This window comes from Enterobacter cloacae complex sp. HYC042_NIDB, from assembly GCF_056673315.1.
The window spans coordinates 3,875,186-3,900,540 of the sequence record NZ_CP109650.1; the positions used below are offsets into that span (position 1 = coordinate 3,875,186).

Genomic DNA, 25,355 nt, shown 5'->3' on the forward strand with positions numbered 1-25,355 from the left:
TTAAAAGTCTTCGTTGGTTTCTTCAGCATCCGCGGCATCCACCACGAAATCAGGTTTGGAGTCCTGGTTGTTCAGCAGAAGCTCACGCACCTTCTTCTCAATCTCTTTCGCCGCAGCCGGGTTCTCTTTCAGCCAGGAGATAGCATTCGCTTTACCCTGACCAATCTTGTCACCGTTGTAGCTGTACCAGGCGCCCGCTTTTTCAATCAGCTTCTCTTTCACGCCCAGGTCAACCAGCTCGCCGAGGAAGTTGATACCTTCGCCGTAGAGGATCTGGAATTCGGCCTGTTTGAACGGTGCTGCGATTTTGTTCTTCACAACCTTCACGCGGGTTTCGCTACCCACCACGTTCTCGCCCTCTTTAACCGCGCCGATACGGCGGATATCCAGACGGACAGAGGCGTAGAATTTCAGGGCGTTACCACCGGTGGTGGTTTCCGGGTTACCGAACATCACACCAATTTTCATACGGATCTGGTTGATGAAGATCAGCAGCGTATTGGACTGCTTCAGGTTACCGGCCAGCTTACGCATCGCCTGGCTCATCATACGTGCCGCGAGGCCCATGTGAGAGTCACCGATTTCACCTTCGATTTCCGCTTTTGGCGTCAGCGCCGCAACGGAGTCGACGATGATCACGTCAACCGCACCGGAGCGTGCCAGCGCGTCACAAATTTCCAGCGCCTGCTCGCCGGTGTCCGGCTGGGAACACAGCAGGTTGTCGATATCAACGCCCAGCTTACGGGCATAGACCGGGTCCAGCGCGTGCTCGGCATCGATAAACGCACAGGTTTTACCTTCGCGCTGCGCCGCTGCAACAACCTGCAGGGTCAGCGTCGTTTTACCTGAGGATTCCGGACCGTAGATTTCTACGATACGCCCCATCGGCAAACCGCCCGCGCCCAGTGCGATATCCAGAGAAAGCGAACCGGTGGAGATAGTTTCCACATCCATGGAACGGTCTTCACCCAGGCGCATGATGGAGCCTTTACCGAATTGCTTTTCGATCTGGCCCAGTGCTGCCGCCAACGCTTTCTGTTTGTTTTCGTCGATAGCCATTATTACTCCTGTCATGCCGGGAGAAGCAACTGCGCTTCACCATGGACTTCTGTTCTGTTGGTGCAATTATACTGTATAGTCATACAGTATCAAGTATTTTGTAGAAATTGTTGCCAGAGCGTTTTTAACGCATAAACGGTAGCCTGACGACGCACGCTTTCGCGATCGCCGCTGAAGCACTCCCGGCGGGTGATCCCTTCCCCTTTGGACGTGGCAAACCCGAACCAGACGGTGCCGACAGGCTTCACGTCGCTGCCGCCGTCCGGCCCCGCGATGCCGCTGATGGAAATGGCGTAATCTGCCCGCGCCTCTTTCAGCGCGCCAATGGCCATTTCAATGACAACCGGTTCGCTGACCGCGCCATGCTGTTCCAGCGTGGCTTCGCGCACGCCAATCATCTGCGCCTTAGCTTCGTTACTGTAGGTCACAAAGCCACGTTCAAACCAGGCGGAACTGCCGGCGATATCGGTAATCGCTTTCGCCACCCAGCCGCCGGTGCAGGATTCCGCGGTGGTAATAGTCGCGCCACGCTGCTTCAGGGCAAGGCCAACGATCTCGCTAAGCTGCATCAATTCATGGTCAGTCATTCTTGCTCCAGGCTTGAGAAAAACGTGCAGCACAAGATAGCACTTTCTCGTCAGATATGGGGATGCGCTTCAGGTTTTACGAGGGGGCTTCAGAAAAAAGCCGGTGCGGGCGCACCGGCTGTAGAAATATTATTTCATGCTGTTCGCAAGCGTATCGACATTATGGCGAAACGCCTTAACGTAGGTGTCTGCTGCCCCACCTTTTGCCGACAGGGCTTCCGGGTAAAGTTCGCCGCCCGGCTGTGCGCCCGTCGCCGACGCAATCTGCTTCACCAGACGCGGGTCGAGCTGGTTTTCCATAAACCACGTTTTCACGCCGTCGGCTTTAATCTGCTTGATAATCTCCGCCACCTGCGACGCGCTGGCCTCGCTCTCTGAAGAGAGCCCTTGAGGTGCCAGGAAGGTTACGCCGTAAGCGCGGCCAAAATAACCAAACGCGTCATGGCTGGTCAGCACTTTGCGCTTTTCCTGCGGGATCTGGCTAAAGCGCGTTTTGGCCCAGCTGTCCAGTTGAGTCAGTTGCGCAATGTATGGTTTTCCTGAAGCCTCCAGCGCCGCTTTGTCTTCTGGATCGGCTTTCACCAGCCCGTTCAGAATATTTTGCGCATACAGCGCACCGTTCGCCGCGCTGTTCCAGGCGTGCGGATCGGTCACGGTCTTTCCATCTTCCTCAAGCGTGTGGGTTTTCACCCCGTTTGAGGCAACGACCAGCTGGCCTTTGAACCCGGAGGCTTTCACCAGGCGGTCGAGCCAGCCTTCCAGCCCCAAACCGTTGACCACGACCACGTCAGCCTTGCTCAGCGCCGCGCTGTCCTTAGGCGACGGTTCGAAGGTATGCGGATCGTCGTCCGGCCCCACCAGCGTCGTCACGTTTACACGATCGCCCCCCACCTCCTGCGCGATATCCCCCAGTATCGAAAAGCTGGTGACCACATTCAGCGTTTTCGCCATCACGCTATGCGACATCATCCCCAGCGCTAGCGCCATGATTAATCCTGTACTTTTCATCGTTTCCCCTTGCGTTAAAAAAGCGCCCGCAGGCTGCCAGCCAGCCTGCTGCGCGTGCCAAATAAAACGGAAATAAAGAACAGCGCGCTGGCGGTCAGCACAATAGATGGCCCCGCGGGTAAACTTGCCGCCCAGGAGAGGCTTAGCCCCAGCCACGCGCAGAAAATACCGCTGATACCGGCCATCAGGAGTAATCCGGGTAAGGTGCGTACCCAACAGCGCGCCGCCACCGCCGGGAGCATCATCAGCCCGACGGCCATCAGCGTGCCGAGCACCTGAAAACCGGCCACCAGGTTCAGGACCAGCAGCGCCAGAAACAGACCGTGCAATAAGCCTGGTAGCCAGCGGGCATTCACCTGCAGCCAGGCGGTGTCAAACGCCTCCGTCACCAGCCCGCGGTAAAAAAGGGCCAGCATGATAAGGGTGAAGATGCACACGCCGGTCACAAACAGCGCGGCGTCGTTGTCCACCGCGAGGATTGAGCCAAACAGCAGATGCAGCAGATCGACATTCGAGCCGCGCAGAGATACCAGCGTGACGCCCAGCGCCAGTGACCCCAGGTAAAAACCGGCAAAGCTGGCATCCTCTTTCAGCGGCGTGCGGCGGCTGACCAGCCCGGCCACCAGCGCAACGGCAATCCCGGCGATAAACCCGCCAACGGTCATAGCCAACAGCGACATCCCGCTGAGCAAATACCCCACGGCGACGCCGGGCAAAATGGCGTGAGAAAGCGCATCGCCCATCAGGCTCATCCGGCGCAGCTGAAGAAACACGCCGAGCGCGGTGGTGCTGACGGAGAGCGCCAGGCAAACCACCAGCGCGCGGCGCATAAAGCCGAATTCGATAAACGGCTGGAAGAATGTGTGCCAGATCATGCCACCCTCACCCGTTCGGTTTTCCACTGGGGGGCGTCAGTATCCAGCCGCAGCGTCTGCGGGAAGTGGCGCGCCACGCGCTCGCTGTCGTGCAGTACCGCGAGCAGCGTTTGCCCCTGCATATACATCTCCAGCATCAGATCCATCAGCACGTTGCAAGTCGCTTCATCAACGCCGGTGAAGGGCTCGTCGAGCATCACCAGCGGCGCCTGCTGTACTAACACGCGGGCAAAAAGCATGCGCTGAAACTGGCCGCCGGAGAGTTCATCAATGGTGGAGAGCGCCATCGACTCCAGCCCCACGCGCTCAAGTGCACCACTAATGCGCAGACGCGCTTCGCGACGAAAACCGGCGAAAAGCGAAATTCCGGGCCAGCAGCCCATGCTCACCACGTCCTGGACGGTCAGCGGAAATTGCGCTTCCAGCGCGTGACGCTGCGCCAGCCATCCGATTACCGGTCGTCTACCCTGCCAGTGAAATCTGCCGCTGACGGGCGGAATAAATCCGGCGAGGGTTTTCAGCAGCGTGGATTTGCCGCAGCCGTTGGCGCCGATAATCGCGGTCATGCTGCCGCGTTCAATCACGCCCGAAAGCGGACGCGTGACGGGCTGGCGGTCGTAGCCCGCAACCAGTGCGTTCATCACGATCATGGCAGCGCCACCGCCCAGCGCACGGCCAGCCCGAGAAAAAGAATGAGCACCATCGCCAGCAGCAGCCGAACCGGGGATGAGAGAGAAAACAGGGACATGGATATTTCAACTCAAAAATAATGTTATAACATAACAATAATGAAAGGCGATGAAGATGTAAACGGCGGGAATGAAATGGGAGTGTGGCGAAATGTTTCTGCGGGAAGAGGTGCGCGCGGGTGCCCTCTCCCACAGGGAGAGGGCGGAAAAAGGCGAGTTACTGACTAAACGGCGACGCCGCCGGGACGCGAGCCTGCGATACCGCCAGCCCCAGTTGCCACACCGCCATCGCATAGTGGGTGCTATGGTTGTAGCGGGTGATGGTGTAGAAGTTCGGCATGCCGTACCAGTACTGGTAGCCGGTTCCCACGTCCAGACGCAGCAGGCTCACCTGGTCAACATTGCCCAGCGGCTGGGTTGGCGTTAAGCCTGCCGCCGTCAGCTGCGCAACGCTGTATTTGGTTTTAAAGCCGTTTTCCAGACCAAACGCTTCGCCGTTCGCCTGCACGGCAACCTGGCCGCCCGGCGTCCAGCCGTGCGCTTTAAAGTAGTTCGCCACGCTGCCGATGGCATCCACCGGATCCCACAGGTTAATGTGACCATCCCCGTTAAAGTCGACGGCATACTGCTTATAGGAGGACGGCATAAACTGGCCGTAGCCCATCGCGCCGGCAAATGACCCTTTCAGATCGAGCGGATCGTCCTGCTCGTTGCGCGCCATCAGCAGGAAGGTTTCCAGCTCGGAAGAGAAATACTCCGCGCGGCGCGGGTAGTTAAAGGAGAGTGTCGCCAGTGCGTCGAGGATGCGGGTTTTGCCCATCACGCGCCCCCAGCGGGTCTCTACGCCGATAATCCCGACGATGATTTCCGGCGGCACGCCGTAAACCTGCCACGCGCGGTTGAGCGCATCTTCATACTGGTTCCAGAACGCCACGCCGTTTTGCACGTTGTCCGGGGTAATAAACTGTTTGCGGTAGCGCAGCCACGCGCCGTTCGGCCCGCTCGGCACCTGGGCGGATGGTGCCTGCCTGTCCATCAGGCGCAGAACGTAGTCCAGACGCTTCGCCTGAGACAAAATTTCATGCAGCTGCTGGCGGTCGAAACCGTGTTTGCTCACCATTTTATCGATGAACTGCTCGGCCGCCGGGTTATTCGCGAAGTCGCCTCCCATCTGCATCATATTGTGCTGCGGCTCCAGCAGGAATCCCCCGGAAGGTGCGCCCGCCGTTTGCTGAACGGCTTCGGTCTTAGGTTTGCTGCTACAGGCAGACAGCAGGATAAGCGCAGGCAACAGCGCTGCATAACGACGCTTGAACATGAGACATCCATTTAACGGGTTCGACAAGAACCCAGTATGGTAAAGCATCCGCAACACCTCAAGGAAGCGGTACGCGCCTCCACAACGCAAATCCGCGCTTTTTTCCACCGAAAATCATTCACCTCATCAATTAACTTTCAAAATAATACATTTTTCTTTCATTGTGAGATCTAACTAACACTTTAAAACCTTTCAAAGTGATTATTATTAGCCGCAGTTATACAAAAACAAAAAAGCCCCACAGGAGAGAAGAATGATAGAGACCATCACCCACGGCGCCGAGTGGTTCATCGGGCTGTTTCAGAAAGGCGGAGAAGTGTTCACCGGTATGGTGACCGGGATCCTGCCCCTGCTGATCAGCCTGCTGGTGATCATGAACGCGCTGATCAACTTTATCGGCCAGCAGCGCATCGAACGCTTTGCCCAGCGCTGCGCCGGTAACCCGCTGTCCCGCTACCTGATATTGCCATTCATCGGCACCTTTGTTTTCTGTAACCCGATGACCTTAAGCCTCGGCCGCTTTATGCCGGAAAAGTACAAGCCGAGCTACTACGCCGCCGCCTCCTACAGCTGCCACTCGATGAACGGCCTGTTCCCGCACATCAACCCCGGTGAGCTGTTTGTCTATCTCGGGATCGCCAGCGGCCTGACCACGCTTGGCCTGCCGCTCGGCCCGCTGGCGGTGAGCTACCTGCTGGTTGGCCTGGTGACCAACTTCTTTCGCGGCTGGGTGACTGACCTCACCACCGCTATTTTCGAGAAAAAAATGGGCATCCAGCTTGAACAGAAGGTCCATCTTTCAGGAGCGACAGCATGAACCGGATCCGCATTGAGAAAGGCACGGGCGGCTGGGGCGGCCCGCTGGAGTTCGACGCCACCGAAGGCAAAAAGATCGTCTACATCACCGCGGGCACGCGCCCGGCGATTGTCGACAAGCTGCGCGAGCTGACCGGCTGGGAAGCGGTTGACGGCTTTAAAGAGGGCGAGCCGCCGGAAGCGGACATCGGCGTGGCGGTGATTGACTGCGGCGGCACGCTGCGCTGCGGCATCTATCCGAAGCGCCGCATTCCGACGGTGAATATTCACTCCACTGGGAAATCCGGCCCGCTGGCGCAGTACATCCTTGAGGACATTTATGTCTCGGGCGTGAAGGAGGACAACATCACTCTGGTGAATGGCTCTGCCGCGCCGCAAAAAGCAGCCCCGCGCGAGTACGACACCAGCAAGAAAATCACCGAGCAAAGCGACGGCCTGCTGGCGAAGGTCGGGATGGGGATGGGCTCCGCCGTGGCGGTGCTGTTCCAGTCCGGGCGCGACACTATCGATACGGTGCTGAAAACGATTCTGCCGTTTATGGCGTTCATCTCGGCGCTGATCGGCATCATCATGGCGTCCGGCCTGGGCGACTGGATTGCCCACGGCCTCGCCCCGCTCGCCAGCCACCCGCTCGGGCTGGTGACGCTGGCGCTGATCTGCTCCTTCCCGCTGCTGTCGCCGTTCCTCGGCCCGGGCGCGGTGATTGCCCAGGTCATCGGCGTGCTGATAGGGGTGCAGATTGGTCTGGGCAACATTCCCCCGCACCTCGCCCTGCCCGCCCTGTTTGCCATTAACGCCCAGGCGGCGTGCGACTTCATCCCCGTGGGTCTGTCGCTGGCCGAAGCGCGCCAGGACACCGTGCGCGTGGGCGTGCCGTCCGTGCTGGTGAGCCGCTTCCTGACGGGCGCGCCGACGGTGCTGATTGCCTGGTTTGTCTCCGGCTTTATCTATCAATAAGAGGTTCCTGCAATGAACGTCATTTACCAGACCACCATTATCCGCATCGGCCAGAGCGCAGCGGACGCGCTGAGCGACCAGATGCTGATCACCTTCCGCGAAGGCGCTCCGGCGGATATCGAAGAGTTTTGCTTTATCCACTGCCACGGCGAACTGAACGGCGAGCTGAAGGCCGGAAGCCAGCTGGAGCTGGGCGAGGCGCGCTATGTCGTCACCGCCGTCGGCGACGTGGCGGAGCAAAACCTGCGCGAGCTCGGCCACATCACCCTGCGCTTCGACGGCCAGCCGCAGGCGGAATACCCCGGTACGGTTCACGTGGATGGCCCGGTTCCGCAGTCTGTCACCCCAGGCTGCACGTTAAAATTTGTTGCGTAATTAAGGAGAGTCACATGAGTCAGGTTGCCGTTGTCATTGGTGGGGGACAAACCTTAGGCGAGTTCCTCTGCCGTGGGCTTGCCGCAGAGGGCTACCGCGTGGCGGTAGTGGACATTCAGAGTGAAAAAGCCGCCCGCGTGGCGGACACCATTAACACCGAGTTTGGCGAAGGGATGGCGTACGGGTTTGGTGCCGACGCCACCAGCGAGCAGAGCGTGATGGCGCTGGCTCGCGGCGTGGACGAGATTTTTGGGCGCACCGATCTGCTGGTCTACAGCGCGGGGATTGCGAAAGCGGCGTTTATCAGCGATTTCGAGCTGGGGGATTTTGACCGTTCGCTGCAGGTGAATCTGGTGGGCTATTTCCTTTGCGCCCGCGAGTTTTCCCGCCTGATGATCCGCGACGGGATTCAGGGGCGCATCATTCAGATCAACTCCAAATCCGGGAAAGTGGGCAGCAAGCACAACTCCGGCTACAGCGCGGCGAAGTTTGGCGGCGTGGGGCTGACGCAGTCCCTGGCGTTGGATCTGGCCGAATACGGGATTACCGTGCACTCGCTGATGCTGGGCAACCTGCTGAAATCGCCGATGTTCCAGTCCCTGCTGCCGCAGTACGCCACCAAGCTCGGCATCAAGGCTGAGGAAGTGGAGCAGTACTACATCGATAAAGTGCCGCTGAAGCGCGGGTGTGACTATCAGGACGTGCTGAACATGCTGCTGTTTTACGCCAGTCCGAAAGCGTCGTACTGCACCGGGCAGTCGATTAACGTGACCGGTGGGCAGATCATGTTCTGATCGAGCGGCCTGATGCCCTCACCCTAACCCTCTCCCACCGGGAGAGGGAACAAAACAAGGAGTCGATATGGTAACCGCACTCATCACCGTCGCCGCCCTCGCCTGGCTGTGCCAGATGGCGTTTGGCGGCTGGCAGATCCACCAGTTTAACCGCGCGTTTGATGCGCTGTGTCAGAAGGGCCGCGTCGGCGTCGGGCGTTCCGGCGGACGCTTTAAACCGCGCGTGGTCGTCGCCGTAGCGCTGGACGAGCACGACCGGGTGTGCGATTCCCTCCTCATGCGTGGCATGACGGTATTTGCCCGTCCGGCCAAAATCCAGGCAATCAACGGCCTCTTGTTTCAGGAATTGCAGCCTGATGTGATCTTTCCCCATGATCCACTCTGTCAGAATGCACTATCATTAGCGCTCAATCTGAAACATGGATAATTTCGTTGTGAAAGTTATAGACTTGCGAAATTATCATTTCGCAACCTAAGGAACGAAGCGCCTATGAAACCACGTCAGCGGCAGGCGGCCATTCTCGAGCATCTGCAAAAGCAGGGAAAATGCTCGGTAGAGGATCTGGCCCACTACTTTGACACCACCGGCACGACAATACGCAAGGACCTGGTATTGCTCGAAAACTCTGGCGCCGTTATTCGCACCTACGGTGGCGTGGTGCTCAACAAGGACGAAGCGGACCCGCCAATCGATCACAAAACGCTGATCAATACCCACCAGAAAGCGCTGATTGCCGAAGCCGCCGTCAAATTTATCCAGGACGGCGATTCCATAATCCTCGACGCAGGCAGTACCGTCCTGCAGATGATCCCCCTGCTCAGCCGCTTTAACAACATCACGGTGATGACCAACAGCCTGCACATCGTCAACGCACTGTCGGAGTTCGACAGCGAGCAGACCATCCTGATGCCCGGCGGCACCTTCCGCAAAAAATCGGCGTCCTTTCACGGCCAACTGGCGGAGAACGCTTTCGACCACTTCAGCTTCGATAAACTGTTTATGGGCACCGACGGCATCGACCTGAACGCAGGCGTCACGACGTTTAACGAGGTGTTCAGCGTCAGCAAAGCCATGTGTAACGCCGCGCGGGAAGTGATTTTAATGGCCGACTCGTCGAAGTTTGGCCGCAAAAGCCCCAATATTGTCTGTAGCCTCGAAAGCGTTGATAAGCTGATTACCGACGCGGGTATTGATCCGGCGTTCAAAAAAGCGCTGGAAGAGAAAGGGATCGACGTGATCGTAACCGGAGAAAGAGATGAGTGATTTTCTGTTAGAAACGGGCCGCCAGACGCTGATGCTGGAGCTGCAGGAAGCCAGCCGCCTGCCGGAACGTCTGGGCGAGGATTTTGTCCGCGCCGCCAACACCATTATCCACTGCGAAGGCAAAGTGATTGTGGCGGGCATCGGTAAATCCGGCCATATCGGCAAGAAGATTGCCGCGACGCTCGCCAGCACCGGTACCCCGGCGTTCTTCGTGCATCCGGCAGAGGCGCTGCATGGCGATCTCGGGATGATCGAAAGCCGCGACGTGATGCTGTTTATCTCTTACTCCGGTTCGGCCAAAGAGCTGGATCTGATTATTCCGCGCCTGCAGGAAAAATCGGTCGCCCTGCTGGCGATGACCGGGAAACCCCGCTCGCCGCTGGCGCTGGCCGCCAAAGCGACGCTGGATATTTCCGTTGAGCGTGAAGCCTGCCCGATGCACCTCGCCCCGACCTCCAGCACCGTTAACACCCTGATGATGGGCGACGCGCTGGCGATGGCGGTAATGCAGGCGCGCGGATTCAATGAGGAAGATTTTGCCCGTTCGCATCCGGCAGGTGCGCTCGGCGCGCGACTGCTCAACAAGGTTCACCATCTGATGCGCACCGACGATGCCATTCCGCAGGTCAAACTCGATACCAGCGTGATGGACGCGATGCTGGAGCTGAGCCGCACCGGTCTGGGGCTGGTGGCGGTATGCGATGACGGCGGAAACGTGAAGGGCGTCTTCACCGACGGCGACCTGCGCCGCTGGCTGGTGGGCGGTGGCAGGCTGGAAACAAACGTGTCTGACGCCATGACCAAAGGCGGGCTGACGCTCAATGCCGACAGCCGCGCCATTGAAGCCAAAGAGGTGCTGATGAAGCGCAAAATCACCGCCGCACCGGTGGTGGACGAGCACGGCAGGCTGTGCGGCGCTATCAACCTGCAGGACTTCTACCAGGCCGGGATTATTTAACTCTTCAGCCCAAGACGCTTCGCCAGCCGGTGCAGGTTGGCGACGTCCATCTCCAGCGCCCGCGCGCACGCCGCCCAGCTGCGGTTATTCAGCTCCAGCGCGCGGGTAATCATCTGACGCTGAAACTCTTCCGTCGCTTCGCGCAGGTTTTCGATTGCGCTTCCAGGCACAGCAGGCTTCACGGTCGGGGCATTTTCCTCATGCAGCGCAAAATGGCGCGCATGAATCACCACTTCATCCCCCGAGCGCGTCGCCCTCGCCAGCACCACCGCGCGGTGAATCGCATGCTCCAGCTCGCGCACGTTGCCCGGCCAGCCGTAGCTGAGCAGATGCGCTCTCGCCCCCGGGCTAAGCACCACGCGGGACAGCCCCATTTTGAGACGGCACTGTTCGCAGAAATAACCCGCCAGCAGCACCACGTCGTCTCCGCGCTCGCGCAGCGGCGGCACGGACAGCGGGAACACGCTCAGGCGATGGAACAGGTCGGCGCGGAACTGCCCGGCCAGCACCGCTTCGCGCAGATCCCGGTTGGTCGCAGCAAGGACCCGCACGTCCACCCGCAGGCTGCGGTCATCCCCCACGCGCTGGATGTCGCCGTACTGCAATACGCGCAGCAACTTGGCCTGAAGTGAAAGGGAAAGCTCGCCAATCTCATCAAGAAACAGCGTGCCGTTATCGGCCATTTCAAACTTGCCGCTGCGGTTGCTGATGGCCCCGGTAAACGCCCCTTTGACGTGACCGAAAAGTTCGCTCTCCGCCACGCTTTCCGGCAGCGCCGCGCAGTTGAGGTACACCAGCGGGTTGACCGCGCGCGGCGAAGCTTCGTGGATGGACTTCGCCACCAGCTCCTTACCGGTACCGGTCTCTCCGAAGATCAGCACGTTCAGATCGGACGCGGCAACAATCTCAATCTCTTTTTTGAGCTGCGCCATGCCGGGCGAAAGGCCGATCATCTCCGTATGCGCCACCTGCTCAAACGCCGCCGGGCTGCCGGGAAGAATATTCTGGCTCTCCAGCTGCTCTATCAGCAGCGCATTATTCAGCGCTCCAGCGGCCAGCGCCGCAATCAGGCGCAGCTCTTCGTCGCTGAAGGTATCGAACTGATCCGGCGACATGCCGTCGAGGGTTAATGCGCCAATCAGATTCTGCCCGGCGAACAGCGGCAGGCCAATACAGGCGTGCACCTTCAGGCTCTCCTGCCCCGGAATCAGGCCGTCGTACGGATCGGGCAGATCGCTGTCTGCCGGGAAACGCACCACGTCGCCCGCGCGGGCGATGGTTTCCAGACGCGGGTGGCCCTCCAGCGTAAAGCGCCGCCCGAGTACGTCCTTCGCCAGGCCGTCGATAGCCAGCGGAATAAACTGCCGCCCTTCGTAACGCAGCAGCGCCGACGCATCGCAATCCAGCACGTGGCGCAGCGTGGAGATCAGGCGCTGAAAGCGGTCCTGATGGCCGATACCGGTTTGCAGTTCTATGGCGATCTTCGCCAGCACGTCTACGGAAAAACTCATGCCTGCCTCACTGTCATTTTGACAATGCATAATGTCATATTGACTCTTTTTAGGATAGTCATAATGACTACTCATTATGGGGCATTAAATCACAACTTATTGAATATTAATAATTTAAAAAGTTGGCACGCAACTTGATATAAGCAAACCATCTTATTTAAAAACGCTGTATTAAGTTGAGGTTGCTATGTCTATTCTGGTTAAAAATAACATTCATTGGGTGGGTCAACGTGACTGGGAAGTGCGCGATTTCCACGGGACGGAATACAAAACGCTGCGCGGCAGCAGCTACAACAGCTATCTCATCCGCGAAGGTAAAAACGTCCTGATTGATACCGTCGATCATAAATTCAGCCGTGAGTTCGTGCAGAACCTGCGCGGTGAAATCGACCTGAATGACATCGACTACATCATCATCAACCATGCGGAAGAGGACCACGCCGGGGCGCTGACCGAGCTGATGTCCCACATTCCGGATACCCCAATCTACTGCACCACCAACGCCATTGATTCAATTAACGGCCACCACCATCATCCGGAGTGGAACTTCCACACCGTAAAAACCGGCGACACGCTGGATATCGGCAACGGCAAGCAGCTGATCTTCGTCGAAACCCCGATGCTGCACTGGCCGGACAGCATGATGACCTACATGACCGGCGACGCGGTGCTGTTCAGCAACGACGCCTTCGGCCAGCACTACTGCGACGAACGTCTGTTCAATGATGAAGTGGATCAGACCGAGCTGTTCGAACAGTGTCAGCGCTACTACGCCAATATCCTGACTCCGTTCAGCCGTCTGGTCACGCCAAAAATCACCGAGATCCTTGGCTTCAACCTGCCGGTAGATATGATTGCGACCTCCCACGGCGTGGTATGGCGTGAAAACCCAACCCAGATCGTCGAGCTGTACCTGAAATGGGCGGCGGATTACCAGGAAGACCGCATCACCATCTTCTATGACACCATGTCCAACAACACCCGCATGATGGCGGACGCGATTGCCCAGGGCATCAACGAAGTTGACCCGAACGTGGCGGTGAAAATCTTCAACGTGGCGCGTAGCGATAAAAACGAAATCCTGACCAACGTCTTCCGCTCCAAGGGCGTGCTGGTGGGTACATCCACCATGAATAACGTGATGATGCCGAAGATTGCCGGCCTGGTGGAAGAGATGACCGGCCTGCGCTTTCGCAACAAACGCGCCAGCGCCTTTGGCTCTCACGGCTGGAGCGGCGGCGCGGTAGACCGTCTTTCCACCCGTTTACAGGATGCGGGTTTTGAGATGTCCATGAGCCTGAAGGCGAAATGGCGTCCGGATATCGACGCGCTGGAAATCTGCCGCCAGCATGGCCGCGACATCGCCCGTCAGTGGGCGCTCGCCCCGCTTCCTGAAGTCACCGCAAAACCTGCGGAACAGCCACAAACCTGTTCTGCGGCAGCCAGCGCCGATCTAGGTCCGCGCATGCAGTGCAGCGTCTGCCAGTGGACCTACGATCCTGAGCTGGGCGAACCGCTGCAGGATGTTGCCCCGGGCACGCCGTGGAGCGAGGTGCCGGACAACTTCCTCTGCCCGGAATGCTCCCTCGGCAAAGACGTCTTTGATGAACTGGCAACGGAGGCAAAATGAGCAACGGCATCGTTATCATCGGCTCGGGCTTTGCTGCCCGCCAGCTGGTGAAAAATATCCGCAAACAGGATGCAAACGTGCCGTTGACGCTGATCGCCGCCGACAGCATGGACGAGTACAACAAGCCTGATTTAAGCCACGTCATTAGCCAGAATCAGCGCGCCGATGACCTCACCCGCCAGACGGCGGGGGAGTTCGCGGAGCAGTTCAACCTGCGTCTGTTTCCGTACACCTGGGTCACCGATATCGATGCCGACGCCCACGTGGTAAAAGCGAAAGAGAAAACCTGGCAGTACGACAGGCTGGTGCTGGCGACCGGGGCATCTGCGTTTGTGCCGCCGGTTGAGGGCCGCGAGCTGATGATTACCCTCAACAGCCAGCAGGAGTATCAGGGCAGCGAAACCCGGCTACGCGATGCGCAACGGGTGATGATTGTCGGCGGCGGGCTGATAGGCACCGAGCTGGCGATGGACTTCTGTCGGGCGGGAAAATCTGTCACCCTGGTTGACCACGCGGCGAGCATTCTGTCGGCGCTGATGCCCGCAGAAGTAAGCAGTCGCTTACAGCATCGTCTGACCGATATGGGCGTGCATCTGATGTTGAAATCGCAGCTACAAAGCCTGAGCAAAACCGAAGGCGGTATCCGTGCCACGCTCGACCGCAGCCGCAGCGTAGAAGTGGATGCGGTGGTTGCCGCGACGGGCCTGCGCCCGGAAACCGCGCTGGCGCATCGTGCAGGGGCTGAAATCAACCGCGGCGTGAAGGTAAATAGCTACCTGCAAACCACGCGGCCGGATATTTATGCCTTGGGCGACTGCGCGGAAATTAACGGCCAGGTGCTGCCCTTCCTGCAACCGATACAATTAAGCGCCATGTATCTGGCAAAAAACCTGCTCGGCGGCAGCGCGCCGCTGAAATTACCCGCCATGCTGGTAAAGGTCAAAACGCCGGAATTGCCGCTGCATCTTGCAGGTGAAACGCAGCGTCAGGATCTGAACTGGCAAATTACCCTCGAACCGCAGGGAATGGTGGCGCGCGGCACCGATGCAGACGGTCAGATATGCGCCTTTGTCGTCAGCGAAGACAGGATGAAGGAGGCCTTCGCCCTGCTGAAATCGCTGCCTGCTTAACCCTCGTATTGCCGGGTAGCGCTCCGCTTACCCGGCCTACATGCAGACCCGCGCAAGCGTAGCGCCGCCGGGTAAAACAGGGTGGGGAGTTCAGGAACGCACCACCAGCGCGTCGTAGCCGCGCCAGCGATAGTTGGCCATGGAGATGAGCCAGCAGGCAACGAACAGCCCGACAACCACAAACCCGGCGTTGCCCAGGTTGTCATTTACCGCGCCGATCAGATCCCAGATGCCGCCGCTGAGGGCAAATTTATCCATCAGCAGGCCCAGCGCTTCCAGCCCGCCGATAAACAGCGCAACCACCACGGAGGTGCCGGTGATGGTCATGTTGTAGTAGAGCTTGCGCTGCGGTTTATCAAACGCCCAGCCGTAGGCACCGACCATCAGCAGGTTATCGAGCGTATCCACCAGCGCCATGCCGCTGGCGAAGAGCGCCGGGAAGATCATGATTGACCACACGGACATCCCGCTGGACGCGCTGGCGGCGGAGATCCCCAGCACGCCAATTTCGGTGGCCGTGTCGAAGCCGAGGCCAAACAGGAAACCCACCAGATACATCTGCCAGCTTTTATTGACGAGGCGGAAGGTTTTACCGAACAGCCAGTTCATAACGCCCCCCTGGGCAGGCAGCGTGACGTCACCCTGCACCGTCTGGCCCTTTTTCAGCGCCTGGAAACTGCGCCAGACGCCGCGCAGGATCACCATATTCACCAGCGCCATCGCCAGCAGGAAGGTGGCGGATACCGCAGTGCCAATCAGGCTGCCGGTTTCGTGGAACCATTCCATGTTTTTCTGAAACGCCGTGGCGGTGGCGGCGATGGCAATGGAGGCCAGCACCACGATGGTGGAGTGCCCCAGCGAGAACCACGCCCCCACCCCGCACGGGCGTTTGCCCTGCTGCATCATCTTACGCGTCACGGTATCAATGGCCGCGATGTGGTCGGCATCCACCGCATGGCGCAGCCCGTAGCACCACGCCAGCAGGCTGGCGGCCATCAACGCCGTGCTGCCGCTAAAAGAGTGCCATGCCCATCCCCAGGCCAGCAGGTTTGCCATTACCAGAGCCAGCAGCAGAAGCGCGGCGCGAGGTTCGTTGCGTAACAGTCGTAACATTTTAAATCCTTTTTGAACATGACCGGGCAGCGGCAACCACCGCCTGCCCGAAGGAGATCGCTCCGTCACCTGCGGGCAGGCGCGAAGGAAAAAGAAGCGTAAAGTCAGAAAGATAATGACGCAGGCGCGCGCGCAGCAGGCGGTTGTGCAACACGCCGCCGCTGAAGCAGATTGTCGAAATCGATAAGCGTCGGGCATGGCGCGCGGCGAGCTGAGCCAGCCCTTTTGCCAGCGCGTCGTGAAACGCCCACGCGCGCTCGCAGGGCTCCGCCTGCCAGTTCAGCCACTGCTGCCAGAACAGCGCAAGGTTATTCGCTTCCAGAATCACCGGATGGTCAACTCCCGCGCACTGCGATGCCAGCGCCTCCAGCCTGCACGCTGCCTCGCCTTCGTAGCGCTGCGCGTCGATGCCCAGCGCGCAGGCGACCGCGTCAAACAAACGGCCGCATGACGACGCCTGTGGCGCGTTGATACCACGCTGGATCGCCGTTGCCAGCATCGGCCAGCTGTGGCGCTGAACCGCTCGCGTTTCCGGGTAGCGTTGCCAGTCCGGGACAAACGCCAGGCAGTGGGCGAGCAGATTACGCCACGGCTGCTTTGCCGCCAGATCGCCGCCCGGCAGCGCCACGGCAGGCAGGCCGCCGAGCCGTTCGCAGTCGAGATAGTTCACCCGCAGGCACTCTCCTCCCCACAGCGCGCCGTTCTCGCCCATGCCGATCCCGTCCAGCGTCAGAGCGATAGCGTCTCCGCCGCCGAGCGGCCAGCCGTTCTCCGCCAGGCACGCCGCCGCGTGAGCGTGATGATGCAGCACGGTTTCGACGGGCAGCGCCTGCTCCTGCGCCCACCGGCGCGCGCGATACCCCGGATGGGCATCGCACACCAGCTTATCAGGCTGGAAAGCGTAGATGTCCTGCATCGTCGAGAGCGCGCTGCGCCACTGCGCCTCTACGCCCTCGTCGCTCAGATCGCCAAAGTGCTGGCTCAGCACCGCCTGGTTGCCGCGCACCAGGCAGAAGGTGTTTTTCATCTCTGCACCGGTACACAGCATGGCGGGGATATTCTCAAAACCCGCGGGCAACGTGACGGCATCGGGCACAAAACCCCGGGCACGACGCAGGATAGCGCCATCCCGATCCATCACCGAATCATCCATGCGCTGCAGGATGTCGCGGTTGTGCAGCAGGAAGCCGTCCGCGATGCCGCCGAGCTCCTCCAGCGCCTGCGCGTTGGTGACGGCAGGCGGCCTGCCACTGAGGTTGCCGGAGGTCATCACCAGCGGGCGCCGGCAGTCCATCAGCAAAAGATGCTGGAGCGGGTTCGCGGGCAGCATCACGCCAACGCAGTCGAGCCCTGGGGCAATTTCCTCGGGAAACGCGGGAAGCGAAGCTTTCGGCGTCAGCACGATCGGTGCCGCGGGCGAGCGTAACAGCGTCTGTATCGTCTCCGGCAGATCGTCCGCATCCGGTAGCATCACCGCCAGCGGCTTCGTCGGGCGCTGCTTGCGTGCCCGCAGCGTCGCCACTGCCTGCGGGTTAAGCGCGTCGCAGACCAGATGAAATCCCCCCAGCCCTTTAACCGCCACGATCCCGCCGTTTTTCAGCCTCTTCACCGCCTCGTTTAAGGCCGATTCGCGAGTGGCAATAGTGTCTCCGGCTCGCCATTCCAGCTGCGGCCCGCAGTCCGGGCAGGCCACCGGCTGGGCGTGGAAGCGGCGGTCGGCCGGGTTGCGATACTCGGATTCGCACGGCGCGCAGAGCGGGAATGCGGCCATCGACGTGGCCGGACGGTCGTACGGCATGGCGCGGATAATGGTAAACCGCGGCCCGCAGTGGGTGCAGTTGATAAACGGGTAACGATAGCGGCGCTCGCGGGGATCGCGCATTTCAGCCAGACACGCCGGGCAGGTGGCGGCATCCGGCACGATTTGCGTATCCATCGCCCCGCGATCGCTGTGGCGGATGGTAAAGTCCTCAGGCATGTCCGCCCAAGTGAACGGCTGCGTTTCAACGCGATCGATGCGTGCCAGCGGTGGGCAGTCCTGATGCAGCCTCGCGGTAAAGTCCCCCCCATTACCCGCGAGACGCACCAGGACCCCCTCTCCGTCGTTGCAGACATCGCCCACAAGCTTCAGCCGGTGCGCCAGCTGCCAGACGAAGGGCCGAAACCCCACGCCCTGCACTTTGCCGCGCACCCGAAGCAGTACGCCGTTAACGCTCATCGCAGCTTAAAACAGCAGCGATGACGAGGTGTCGAACGCCGCGCGACGGCGTTTTTCTGCGCTCATCTGCTCAAGCTTGTCACGATCCACGCAGACCAGCGCGTGCGTCGGGCAGGCCTCCATACAGGCCGGGCCGGCTTCGCGGTGATAGCAAAGATCGCATTTATTGGCTTCGGCTTTCTCCGCCCGCACGCTCAGCCCCATGCCGCTGTTGCGCACCACCGGGCGGACAACCACCTCCATCGCGCCATACGGACACGCCACCACGCAGGTTTTGCAGCCGATGCAGCGCTCCTGCATCACGTGCACAAAGCCCTTCTCGCGCTTAATCGCCCCGTTCGGGCAGACGTTCGCGCACGGCGCATCTTCGCACTGGCGACAGATGGCGGCGGTGGAAATATTCACACCTTTAATGACGTGAATGCGCGGCAGGAAGGTATCGGGAGTGAGAGAGGCGCAATCCTGCTCCGCCTGGTGGGAAACAACGCACGCCACTTCACAGGTACGGCAACCAATGCACTTGCTGGCATCGGCCATAATAAAACGGTTCATCTGCTTCTCCGGCATAACTGTTATGCGCGAAGCTATTCATAAACCGTGCCAATATTTAAACCACTGATTTTTAACAATAATAAAAACGCAGCGTTTCTGTCATCGTCATTAGTGACGATGACAGATGTCGACGTCAGCGGTGCGGGCCATCGGTAACGGAGTCGCGCAGGACAAGCTCGCCAGAAAAGGTTTGCTGATATTTGAACTCTCCGCCGTCGAGCATGAAAATCAGGCGACTGACGATCTCCTGGATCATCGCCGTCACCGGAATACGCACGCTGGAGAGCGACGGCACGATGTAGGGCGCAATCGCCACGTCGTCAAAGCCGATGACGGACACCGCGTCCGGCGTGGCGACGCCGCTGTCGTGCAGCTGCTTGATGGCGCCGATCGCCATATCGTCGTTGCTCGCCACCAGCGCGGTAAACGGTTCGCCGCGGGAGAGGAGTTGAGTGACCGCCGCCGCGCCGCTGGCCGGGTTCCACTTCCCTTCGGCGATAAGCGCGTCACGCGCTGCAATACCGTGCTGCGCCAGCGCATCCCTGTAACCGGAAAGACGTTCAACCCCGGTGGGGGAATCCAGCGAACCGGTGATAAAGGCAATCTCCCGGTGCCCTTTCGCAATCAGCTGCGACACCGCGTCCTGACACGAGGCTTTATGATCGGACCAGACGCTGTGGCTGCTGTTTTTCCGCAGGCGGCGGTTAAGCACCATAATCGGCTGCTCGCATTTCTCGACGAGCTCGTCCAGCTCTTCCACGCTCAGGAAACGCGGGTAGATAATTACCGCATCGCAGCGCATATCCAGCAGATACTGGATCGCCTCGCGCTCTTCTTCGGCGCTGTGCTTGCCGTCGGCGAGGATCAGCTGCCGCCCTTTTTCTTCCGTCATCCGCGCGGCGTTAAACAGCAGCTCGCTAAAGTAGACGCCGTGATACAGGGTGTTGGTCACTACCAGCCCAAGCGTCTGGGTGCGTTTGGTCGCCAGGTTTCGCGCCAGCAAGTTCGGGCGATAGCCGCTCTCTTCGATGGCCTGAAAAACCCGGTCTTTGGTCTCCTGGCTAACGTAGCCGTTGCCCGACAACACCCGGGAAACCGTCGCTTTCGACACGCCTGCCCGCTTCGCCACTTCCAGCATCGTGGTCATATTGTTCTTCCATCCGAAACTCATGCGGGCAGTGTACTGCACCGCGAAAAAATTGTCGCAGCGACGACGTCACGCTTTCTACACCCCACTGCGATCTTCATCACGAAAAGAAAAAATGTCCAAAAAGCGGTCTTGTTTCAACAAAAGAAACTCATGATGATTATGTGGAACCGGTTTCCTAAATTTCACACAACGATAACAGGAACAGATCCGATGGCCAAAAACTACGCTGCGCTGGCAAACGACGTTATCAGCGCGCTGGGCGGCAAAGAGAACATCGTCGCCGTCACCCACTGCATGACGCGCCTGCGTTTCGTTCTGAAAGACGAAAATCTTAGCGACGTTGCGCGCCTGAAAAGCATCAGCGGCGTGCTTGGCGTGGTGCGTAACGACAACCAGTGCCAGGTGATTATTGGCAACACGGTTTCACAGGCGTACCGCGAAGTAGTGAGCCTGCTGCCCGTTGACCTGCAGCCCGTGGTACCGGAAGGCCCGCAGAAGCTGACGTTACGCCGCATTGGTGCCGGGATCCTCGACGCGCTGATCGGCACCATGTCACCGCTGATCCCGGCGATCATCGGAGGCTCGATGGTCAAGCTGCTGGCGATGATCCTCGAAATGACTGGCGTGCTGGAAAAAGGCGCGCCGACGCTCACCATTTTGACGGTCATTGGCGACGGGGCGTTCTTCTTCCTGCCGCTGATGGTGGCGGCCTCGGCGGCGGTGAAGTTTAAAACCAACATGTCGCTGGCGATTGCCATCGCGGGCGTGCTGGTGCACCCGAGCTTTATCGAGCTGATGGCGAAAGCCGCGCAGGGCGAGCACGTTGAGTTCGCCTTTATTCCGGTGACGGCGGTGAAATACACCTATACCGTCATCCCGGCGCTGGTCATGACCTGGTGCCTGTCGTATATCGAACGCTGGGTGGATCGCATCACCCCGGCGGTGACCAAAAACTTCCTCAAGCCGATGCTGATCGTGCTGATTGCCGCCCCGCTCGCCATCGTGCTGATTGGCCCGCTGGGGATCTGGATCGGTAGCGCCATCTCCGCGCTGGTTTACACCATTCACGGCTACCTGGGCTGGCTCTCCGTCGCCATCATGGGCGCACTGTGGCCGCTGCTGGTGATGACCGGGATGCACCGCGTGTTTACGCCGACCATCATTCAGACCATTGCCGAAACGGGCAAAGAAGGAATGGTGATGCCGTCAGAAATTGGTGCCAACCTGTCGCTCGGCGGCTCGTCGCTGGCGGTGGCATGGAAAACGAAAAACCCGGAACTGCGCCAGACGGCGCTGGCCGCGGCGGCCTCCGCCATCATGGCGGGGATCTCTGAACCGGCCCTGTACGGCGTAGCGGTACGCCTGAAGCGTCCGCTGATTGCGAGCCTGATCAGCGGCTTTATCTGCGGCGCGGTGGCGGGTATGGCAGGCCTTGCCAGCCACTCGATGGCGGCGCCGGGGCTGTTTACCAGCGTGCAGTTCTTCGACCCGGCCAACCCGATGACCATCGTCTGGGTGTTTGGCGTAATGGGGCTGGCCGTGGTGCTGTCATTTGTTCTGACCCTGCTGTTAGGGTTTGAGGATATCCCGGTCGAAGACGAGGCTGAAAAAGCGCGCGCCCTGCAGACCGCACCGGTACAGAACAACGCAGCAAAAGCATAAATTGAAAGCGAGGTAAGAATGTCTGTTTTTCCACAAGGATTTTTATGGGGCGGCGCGCTTGCCGCCAACCAGAGTGAAGGTGCTTACCGTGAAGGCGGCAAAGGACTGACGACGGTCGATATGATCCCCCACGGCGCGAACCGCCTGGCGGTGAAGCTGGGTAAGGAAAAGCGTTTTTCGCTGCGTGACGATGAGTTTTACCCGAGCCATGAAGCGATTGATTTTTACCATCGCTATAAAGAGGACATCGCCCTGATGGCGGAGATGGGCTTTACGGTGTTCCGCACCTCGATCGCCTGGAGCCGCCTCTATCCGAACGGCGACGAGCCGCTGCCGAATAAAGAGGGCATCGCCTTCTACCGCGCGGTGTTTGAGGAGTGCAAAAAGTACAACATTGAGCCGCTGGTAACGCTCTGCCACTTCGACGTGCCGATGCACCTGGTGACGGAGTACGGCTCCTGGCGCAACCGTAAGATGGTCGACTTCTTCGCCCGCTACGCCCGCACCTGCTTCGAGGAATTTAACGGGCTGGTGAAATACTGGCTGACCTTCAACGAAATCAACATCATGCTGCACAGCCCGTTTTCCGGTGCGGGGCTGGTGTTTGAGGAAGGTGAAAACGAGGATCAGGTGAAATACCAGGCCGCGCACCACGAGCTGGTGGCGAGTGCGCTGGCGACAAAAATCGCTCACGAGGTGAACCCGGAAAACCAGGTCGGCTGCATGCTGGCTGGCGGTAACTTCTACCCGTACTCCTGCAAGCCGGAAGACGTGTGGATGGCGCTGGAAAAAGACCGCGAGAACCTGTTCTTTATCGACGTGCAGGCGCGCGGCAGCTATCCGGCCTACTCTGCCCGCGTTTTCCGCGAAAAAGGCGTTGTGATTGTGAAAGATCCAGGCGACGACGAACTGCTGAAAAACACCGTCGATTTTGTCTCGTTCAGCTATTACGCCTCGCGCTGCGCGTCGGCGGACATGAACGCGGGCAACACCAGCGCGGCGAACATCGTGAAGTCCCTGCGTAACCCGCATATTCAGGTAAGCGAGTGGGGCTGGGGCATCGATCCGCTCGGCCTGCGTATCACCATGAACATGATGTACGACCGCTACCAGAAGCCGCTGTTCCTGGTGGAAAACGGCCTCGGCGCGAAGGACGTCATAGATGAAAATGGCGAGATCAACGACGACTACCGCATCAGCTACCTGCGCGAGCATATCCGCGCGATGGGCGATGCGATTGAGGACGGCGTGCCGCTGATGGGCTACACCACCTGGGGCTGCATCGACCTGGTGTCGGCTTCAACGGGCGAGATGAGCAAGCGCTACGGGTTTGTGTACGTTGACCGCGACGACGCCGGGAACGGCACGCTGGACCGCAAGCGCAAGAAGTCGTTCTGGTGGTATAAGAAGGTGATTGCGAGTAACGGGGCGGATCTGGCGTAGCCTGTTGCCCGGTGGCGCTACGCTTACCGACCCTACGGTTTTGTAGGCCCGGTAAGGCGTAGCCGCCACCCGGCACTGCTCAGAGCGGAGAAAACCCTCCATCCCCAACCCACTCCGCCAGCCGCGAATACACCTCTTCCACCGCCGCCTTCACCGGCGGCGTCATCGGGTAATAAAAGCCGACAATGTCCGGCTGGATCCCCAAAAACAGCACCTCGCCCACGTCGTCTTTAATCTGATCGACCAGGTAGTTCAGCGGCATATTGTGGGTGGTCATCATAAACATCTCGGCGATGTCGTCCGGGTCAATCAGGCGGATTTCGCCCGGGTTCAGCCCCATATCGGTGGCATCGACAATCAACAGCCTTTCCGGACGCAGCTCGCGAATGGCGACCACATCGTTTTCCGGCGCGCTGCCGCCGTCAATCACCACCCAGTCGCCCTGCGGTTTTGCGGCGCACATCTCCGCCAGCAGCGGGCCCGCGCCGTCGTCGCCCATCATGCTGTTGCCGACACACAGTAAAACGTCAGTCACGTAATCTCCTCACAATCAGGTAGATGGCGCTCTCCTGATGAATATCATGCAGCATGCCGAGCAGCGTTTTGCTCCACGCCTGCTGCGCCGGGGTTTGCCTGCCGAGCGCCGCGTCAAAGGCGTTAGCGAGCATCGTGATATGGTTGGCGTCGATGACGATCTCGCCATACTTCGGCACGCCCTCCATCTTGCGCCGCGCGGTGCTGCCCTCCTCCAGCGTGGCGATCCACGCCAGGTATTCCGTCCACGGGCAGGTTAGCGCCGCCTCCAGACAGTCGATCACCCCGAGGTGGTGCCCAATCGCCAGGCTGTAATAGACCACCTGCTGCGCCGCATCCGGCGTGGCATCGTTCTCATCAATAAACTTACGGCTCAGCTGGCTGAACACCACCGTTTCACTCATCGGATACGCGCCTCATCCACAATGCTGTTCAGGTTTGCCACGATCTCATTGAGACGCGGATCGTTTTCCGCCTCCAGCCAGCGCGCCACCTGATGGTCGCCCTGGCTCAGCAGGCGCAGGTAATCGTCGGCAATCTGGCGACCGTAGCGATAGCCCGCCAGCCTGCGCGCCGTGCGATCCACCTTCACGCGCAGCGGCTGCACCATGTCCGGATGCAGAATGGCCGCGGGCTGGTTGTCGATCTCGCCAGGTGCGCGGGCGTGGATCTTCTGCTCCAGCAGGCCGAGCGCCATCGCAAAGCCGTACAGCGTGGCGGCGGGCGTCGGCGGGCAGCCCGGAATATAGACATCCACCGGCACGATTTTGTCGGTGCCGCCCCAGACGCAGTAAAGATCGTGGAAGATGCCGCCGCTGTTGCCGCAGGCGCCGTAGGAGATGCAGATTTTCGGATCCGGCGCGGACTGCCAGGCGCGCAGCGCGGGCGATCGCATGGCGCGGGTCACCGCCCCGGTAAACAGCAGAATGTCCGCATGACGCGGGGACGGTACCACTTTGATGCCGAAGCGCTCGGCATCAAACAGCGGCGACAGGGTGGCGAAGATCTCGATCTCACAGCCGTTGCAGCCGCCGCAGTCCACGCGGTAGACGTAGGCCGAGCGTTTGATTTTTTTCAGTAGCGACGCTTTCATGCTGGCGATGGACTCCTCCACCGTCAGCGGCACCGGAATGCCGTTATCGTCGCGCGGGCCGAGTAAGTTTTCCATCAGCTGGCCTCTCTCATATGGCGGGTAATATCAATGCGGTCGGACGGCAGCAGGCACTTCTGACGTTTGCACTCCGGGCAGGTTTCGAAGCTTTCGCGGTGATGCTCCGCGCGGGCGTCGCCGTTGTGCTGCAGCAGCGCGATGGCGTAGTCGATCTCTTTTTGCACGGCGAACGGACGCTTGCAGACGCGGCAATTGCACAGCGCGAAGCGCGACTGCTGGAGAAAATCCTCTTTTTTCCACACCGCCAGTTCGTACTCCTGAGAAAGTCGAATGGCGACCGTCGGGCAGACCTCCTCGCAGCGGCCGCAGAAGATGCAGCGCCCGAGGTTAAACTGCCAGGCCAGCTCGCCGGTTTTAAGATCCGTTTCCACCGTTAAGGCGTTCGACGGGCAGGCGTTGACGCAGGCCGCGCAGCCGATGCACTGCTGCGGGTTGTGCTCCGGCTTGCCGCGAAAGTTTTTATCCACCGGGATCGGCTCCAGCGGATAGCTGCTGGTCTGCGCGCCGGTTTTGATCACTTTTTTGATAAAGGTAAACATGG

Annotated in this window: 26 protein-coding genes; 11 read left to right on the forward strand and 15 right to left on the reverse strand. The window is 59.7% G+C overall.

The window, feature by feature from the left end; all coding sequences use genetic code 11:
• The 6 genes from recA to mltB all read right to left on the reverse strand — a co-directional run bounded on the left by recA (position 1) and on the right by mltB (position 5,536).
• Positions 1-1,059: a recombinase RecA gene (gene recA, locus OKF39_RS18520; RefSeq protein ID WP_028014189.1), complete on the reverse strand. Its 1,059-nt coding sequence runs from the start codon at positions 1,057-1,059 to the stop codon at positions 1-3.
• An 89-nt stretch (positions 1,060-1,148) separates the two neighbouring features.
• Entirely contained in the window at positions 1,149-1,646 is a 498-nt protein-coding gene (gene pncC, locus OKF39_RS18525; RefSeq protein ID WP_028014190.1) for a nicotinamide-nucleotide amidase, read from the reverse strand.
• A gap of 129 nt (positions 1,647-1,775) precedes the next feature.
• Complete coding sequence (locus tag OKF39_RS18530) at positions 1,776-2,654, reverse strand: metal ABC transporter substrate-binding protein (RefSeq protein ID WP_479983231.1); 879 nt, start codon at positions 2,652-2,654, stop codon at positions 1,776-1,778.
• Between the two features lie 14 nt (positions 2,655-2,668).
• A complete protein-coding gene (locus tag OKF39_RS18535; RefSeq protein ID WP_045629919.1) occupies positions 2,669-3,529 on the reverse strand; it encodes a metal ABC transporter permease in 861 nt (286 codons plus the stop codon).
• On the reverse strand, positions 3,526-4,179 hold the full coding sequence (locus OKF39_RS18540; RefSeq protein ID WP_045629920.1) for a metal ABC transporter ATP-binding protein: 654 nt from the start codon (positions 4,177-4,179) through the stop codon (positions 3,526-3,528). The genes OKF39_RS18535 and OKF39_RS18540 overlap by 4 nt, the downstream gene beginning before the upstream one ends.
• Positions 4,180-4,435: 256 nt before the next feature.
• Complete coding sequence (mltB, locus tag OKF39_RS18545; RefSeq protein ID WP_168733281.1) at positions 4,436-5,536, reverse strand: lytic murein transglycosylase B; 1,101 nt, start codon at positions 5,534-5,536, stop codon at positions 4,436-4,438.
• 253 nt (positions 5,537-5,789) lie between these two features.
• On the opposite strand from mltB, the gene srlA reads away from it, so the two are divergent.
• The 7 genes from srlA to gutQ all read left to right on the forward strand — a co-directional run bounded on the left by srlA (position 5,790) and on the right by gutQ (position 10,700).
• Positions 5,790-6,353, forward strand: coding sequence for a PTS glucitol/sorbitol transporter subunit IIC (gene srlA / locus OKF39_RS18550; RefSeq protein ID WP_003862164.1), 564 nt, complete (start codon positions 5,790-5,792; stop codon positions 6,351-6,353).
• The gene (srlE, locus tag OKF39_RS18555) at positions 6,350-7,309 is read left to right on the forward strand and encodes a PTS glucitol/sorbitol transporter subunit IIB (protein ID WP_479983232.1); all 960 of its coding nucleotides are present in this window, start codon (positions 6,350-6,352) and stop codon (positions 7,307-7,309) included. Before srlA ends, srlE begins: the two co-directional genes overlap by 4 nt.
• A 12-nt stretch (positions 7,310-7,321) precedes the next feature.
• Positions 7,322-7,684 carry a PTS glucitol/sorbitol transporter subunit IIA gene (gene srlB / locus OKF39_RS18560; RefSeq protein ID WP_479983233.1) on the forward strand — a complete coding sequence of 121 codons (363 nt, stop codon included), beginning with the start codon at positions 7,322-7,324 and terminating at the stop codon, positions 7,682-7,684.
• A gap of 14 nt (positions 7,685-7,698) precedes the next feature.
• A complete protein-coding gene (gene srlD, locus OKF39_RS18565; RefSeq protein ID WP_047367508.1) occupies positions 7,699-8,478 on the forward strand; it encodes a sorbitol-6-phosphate dehydrogenase in 780 nt (259 codons plus the stop codon).
• Between the two features lie 67 nt (positions 8,479-8,545).
• Entirely contained in the window at positions 8,546-8,905 is a 360-nt protein-coding gene (gene gutM / locus OKF39_RS18570) for a transcriptional regulator GutM (protein WP_479983234.1), read from the forward strand.
• A 63-nt stretch (positions 8,906-8,968) separates the two neighbouring features.
• Positions 8,969-9,742: a glucitol operon DNA-binding transcriptional repressor SrlR gene (gene srlR, locus OKF39_RS18575; RefSeq protein WP_010434430.1), complete on the forward strand. Its 774-nt coding sequence runs from the start codon at positions 8,969-8,971 to the stop codon at positions 9,740-9,742.
• A complete protein-coding gene (gene gutQ / locus OKF39_RS18580) occupies positions 9,735-10,700 on the forward strand; it encodes an arabinose-5-phosphate isomerase GutQ (RefSeq protein WP_041908497.1) in 966 nt (321 codons plus the stop codon). Before srlR ends, gutQ begins: the two co-directional genes overlap by 8 nt.
• Here the strand turns inward: gutQ and norR are convergent.
• Positions 10,697-12,211 (reverse strand): nitric oxide reductase transcriptional regulator NorR, encoded by a 1,515-nt coding sequence (gene norR, locus OKF39_RS18585; protein WP_479983235.1) that lies wholly within the window; start codon positions 12,209-12,211, stop codon positions 10,697-10,699. The two genes, gutQ and norR, sit on opposite strands and share 4 nt — an antisense overlap.
• Positions 12,212-12,398: 187 nt before the next feature.
• Between norR and norV the strand changes: the two genes are divergently transcribed.
• Both norV and norW read left to right on the forward strand, forming a co-directional pair.
• A complete protein-coding gene (gene norV, locus OKF39_RS18590) occupies positions 12,399-13,841 on the forward strand; it encodes an anaerobic nitric oxide reductase flavorubredoxin (RefSeq protein WP_479983236.1) in 1,443 nt (480 codons plus the stop codon).
• Positions 13,838-14,971, forward strand: a complete 1,134-nt coding sequence (gene norW / locus OKF39_RS18595) for an NADH:flavorubredoxin reductase NorW (protein ID WP_479983237.1) — start codon at positions 13,838-13,840, stop codon at positions 14,969-14,971. Before norV ends, norW begins: the two co-directional genes overlap by 4 nt.
• A gap of 90 nt (positions 14,972-15,061) precedes the next feature.
• Here the strand turns inward: norW and OKF39_RS18600 are convergent, their stop codons facing one another.
• The 4 genes from OKF39_RS18600 to OKF39_RS18615 form a co-directional block, all read right to left on the reverse strand.
• Positions 15,062-16,084, reverse strand: a complete 1,023-nt coding sequence (locus tag OKF39_RS18600) for a HoxN/HupN/NixA family nickel/cobalt transporter (RefSeq protein WP_045261259.1) — start codon at positions 16,082-16,084, stop codon at positions 15,062-15,064.
• Between the two features lies 1 nt (position 16,085).
• Positions 16,086-18,302, reverse strand: coding sequence for a carbamoyltransferase HypF (hypF, locus tag OKF39_RS18605; RefSeq protein WP_479983238.1), 2,217 nt, complete (start codon positions 18,300-18,302; stop codon positions 16,086-16,088).
• 6 nt (positions 18,303-18,308) lie between these two features.
• Positions 18,309-18,854 carry an electron transport protein HydN gene (gene hydN / locus OKF39_RS18610; RefSeq protein WP_008499565.1) on the reverse strand — a complete coding sequence of 182 codons (546 nt, stop codon included), beginning with the start codon at positions 18,852-18,854 and terminating at the stop codon, positions 18,309-18,311.
• 133 nt (positions 18,855-18,987) lie between these two features.
• The gene (locus OKF39_RS18615; RefSeq protein WP_032644912.1) at positions 18,988-20,001 is read right to left on the reverse strand and encodes a LacI family DNA-binding transcriptional regulator; all 1,014 of its coding nucleotides are present in this window, start codon (positions 19,999-20,001) and stop codon (positions 18,988-18,990) included.
• A 213-nt stretch (positions 20,002-20,214) separates the two neighbouring features.
• Here OKF39_RS18615 and ascF point away from each other — a divergent pair, with 213 nt between their 5' ends.
• A complete protein-coding gene (gene ascF, locus OKF39_RS18620) occupies positions 20,215-21,666 on the forward strand; it encodes a PTS cellobiose/arbutin/salicin transporter subunit IIBC (protein WP_479983239.1) in 1,452 nt (483 codons plus the stop codon).
• Between the two features lie 18 nt (positions 21,667-21,684).
• Positions 21,685-23,109, forward strand: coding sequence for a 6-phospho-beta-glucosidase (locus tag OKF39_RS18625; RefSeq protein WP_045261255.1), 1,425 nt, complete (start codon positions 21,685-21,687; stop codon positions 23,107-23,109).
• 79 nt (positions 23,110-23,188) lie between these two features.
• Here OKF39_RS18625 and hycI read toward each other — a convergent pair whose 3' ends face one another.
• The 4 genes from hycI to OKF39_RS18645 are packed head-to-tail and all read right to left on the reverse strand — an operon-like array spanning position 23,189 to position 25,353.
• On the reverse strand, positions 23,189-23,644 hold the full coding sequence (gene hycI / locus OKF39_RS18630; RefSeq protein ID WP_041908481.1) for a hydrogenase maturation peptidase HycI: 456 nt from the start codon (positions 23,642-23,644) through the stop codon (positions 23,189-23,191).
• Positions 23,637-24,047: a formate hydrogenlyase maturation HycH family protein gene (locus tag OKF39_RS18635; protein WP_479983240.1), complete on the reverse strand. Its 411-nt coding sequence runs from the start codon at positions 24,045-24,047 to the stop codon at positions 23,637-23,639. The genes hycI and OKF39_RS18635 overlap by 8 nt, the downstream gene beginning before the upstream one ends.
• A complete protein-coding gene (locus OKF39_RS18640; protein WP_028014210.1) occupies positions 24,044-24,811 on the reverse strand; it encodes an NADH-quinone oxidoreductase subunit B family protein in 768 nt (255 codons plus the stop codon). Before OKF39_RS18640 ends, OKF39_RS18635 begins: the two co-directional genes overlap by 4 nt.
• Entirely contained in the window at positions 24,811-25,353 is a 543-nt protein-coding gene (locus tag OKF39_RS18645; RefSeq protein WP_041908477.1) for a formate hydrogenlyase complex iron-sulfur subunit, read from the reverse strand. Before OKF39_RS18645 ends, OKF39_RS18640 begins: the two co-directional genes overlap by 1 nt.
• Positions 25,354-25,355 lie beyond the last annotated feature (2 nt).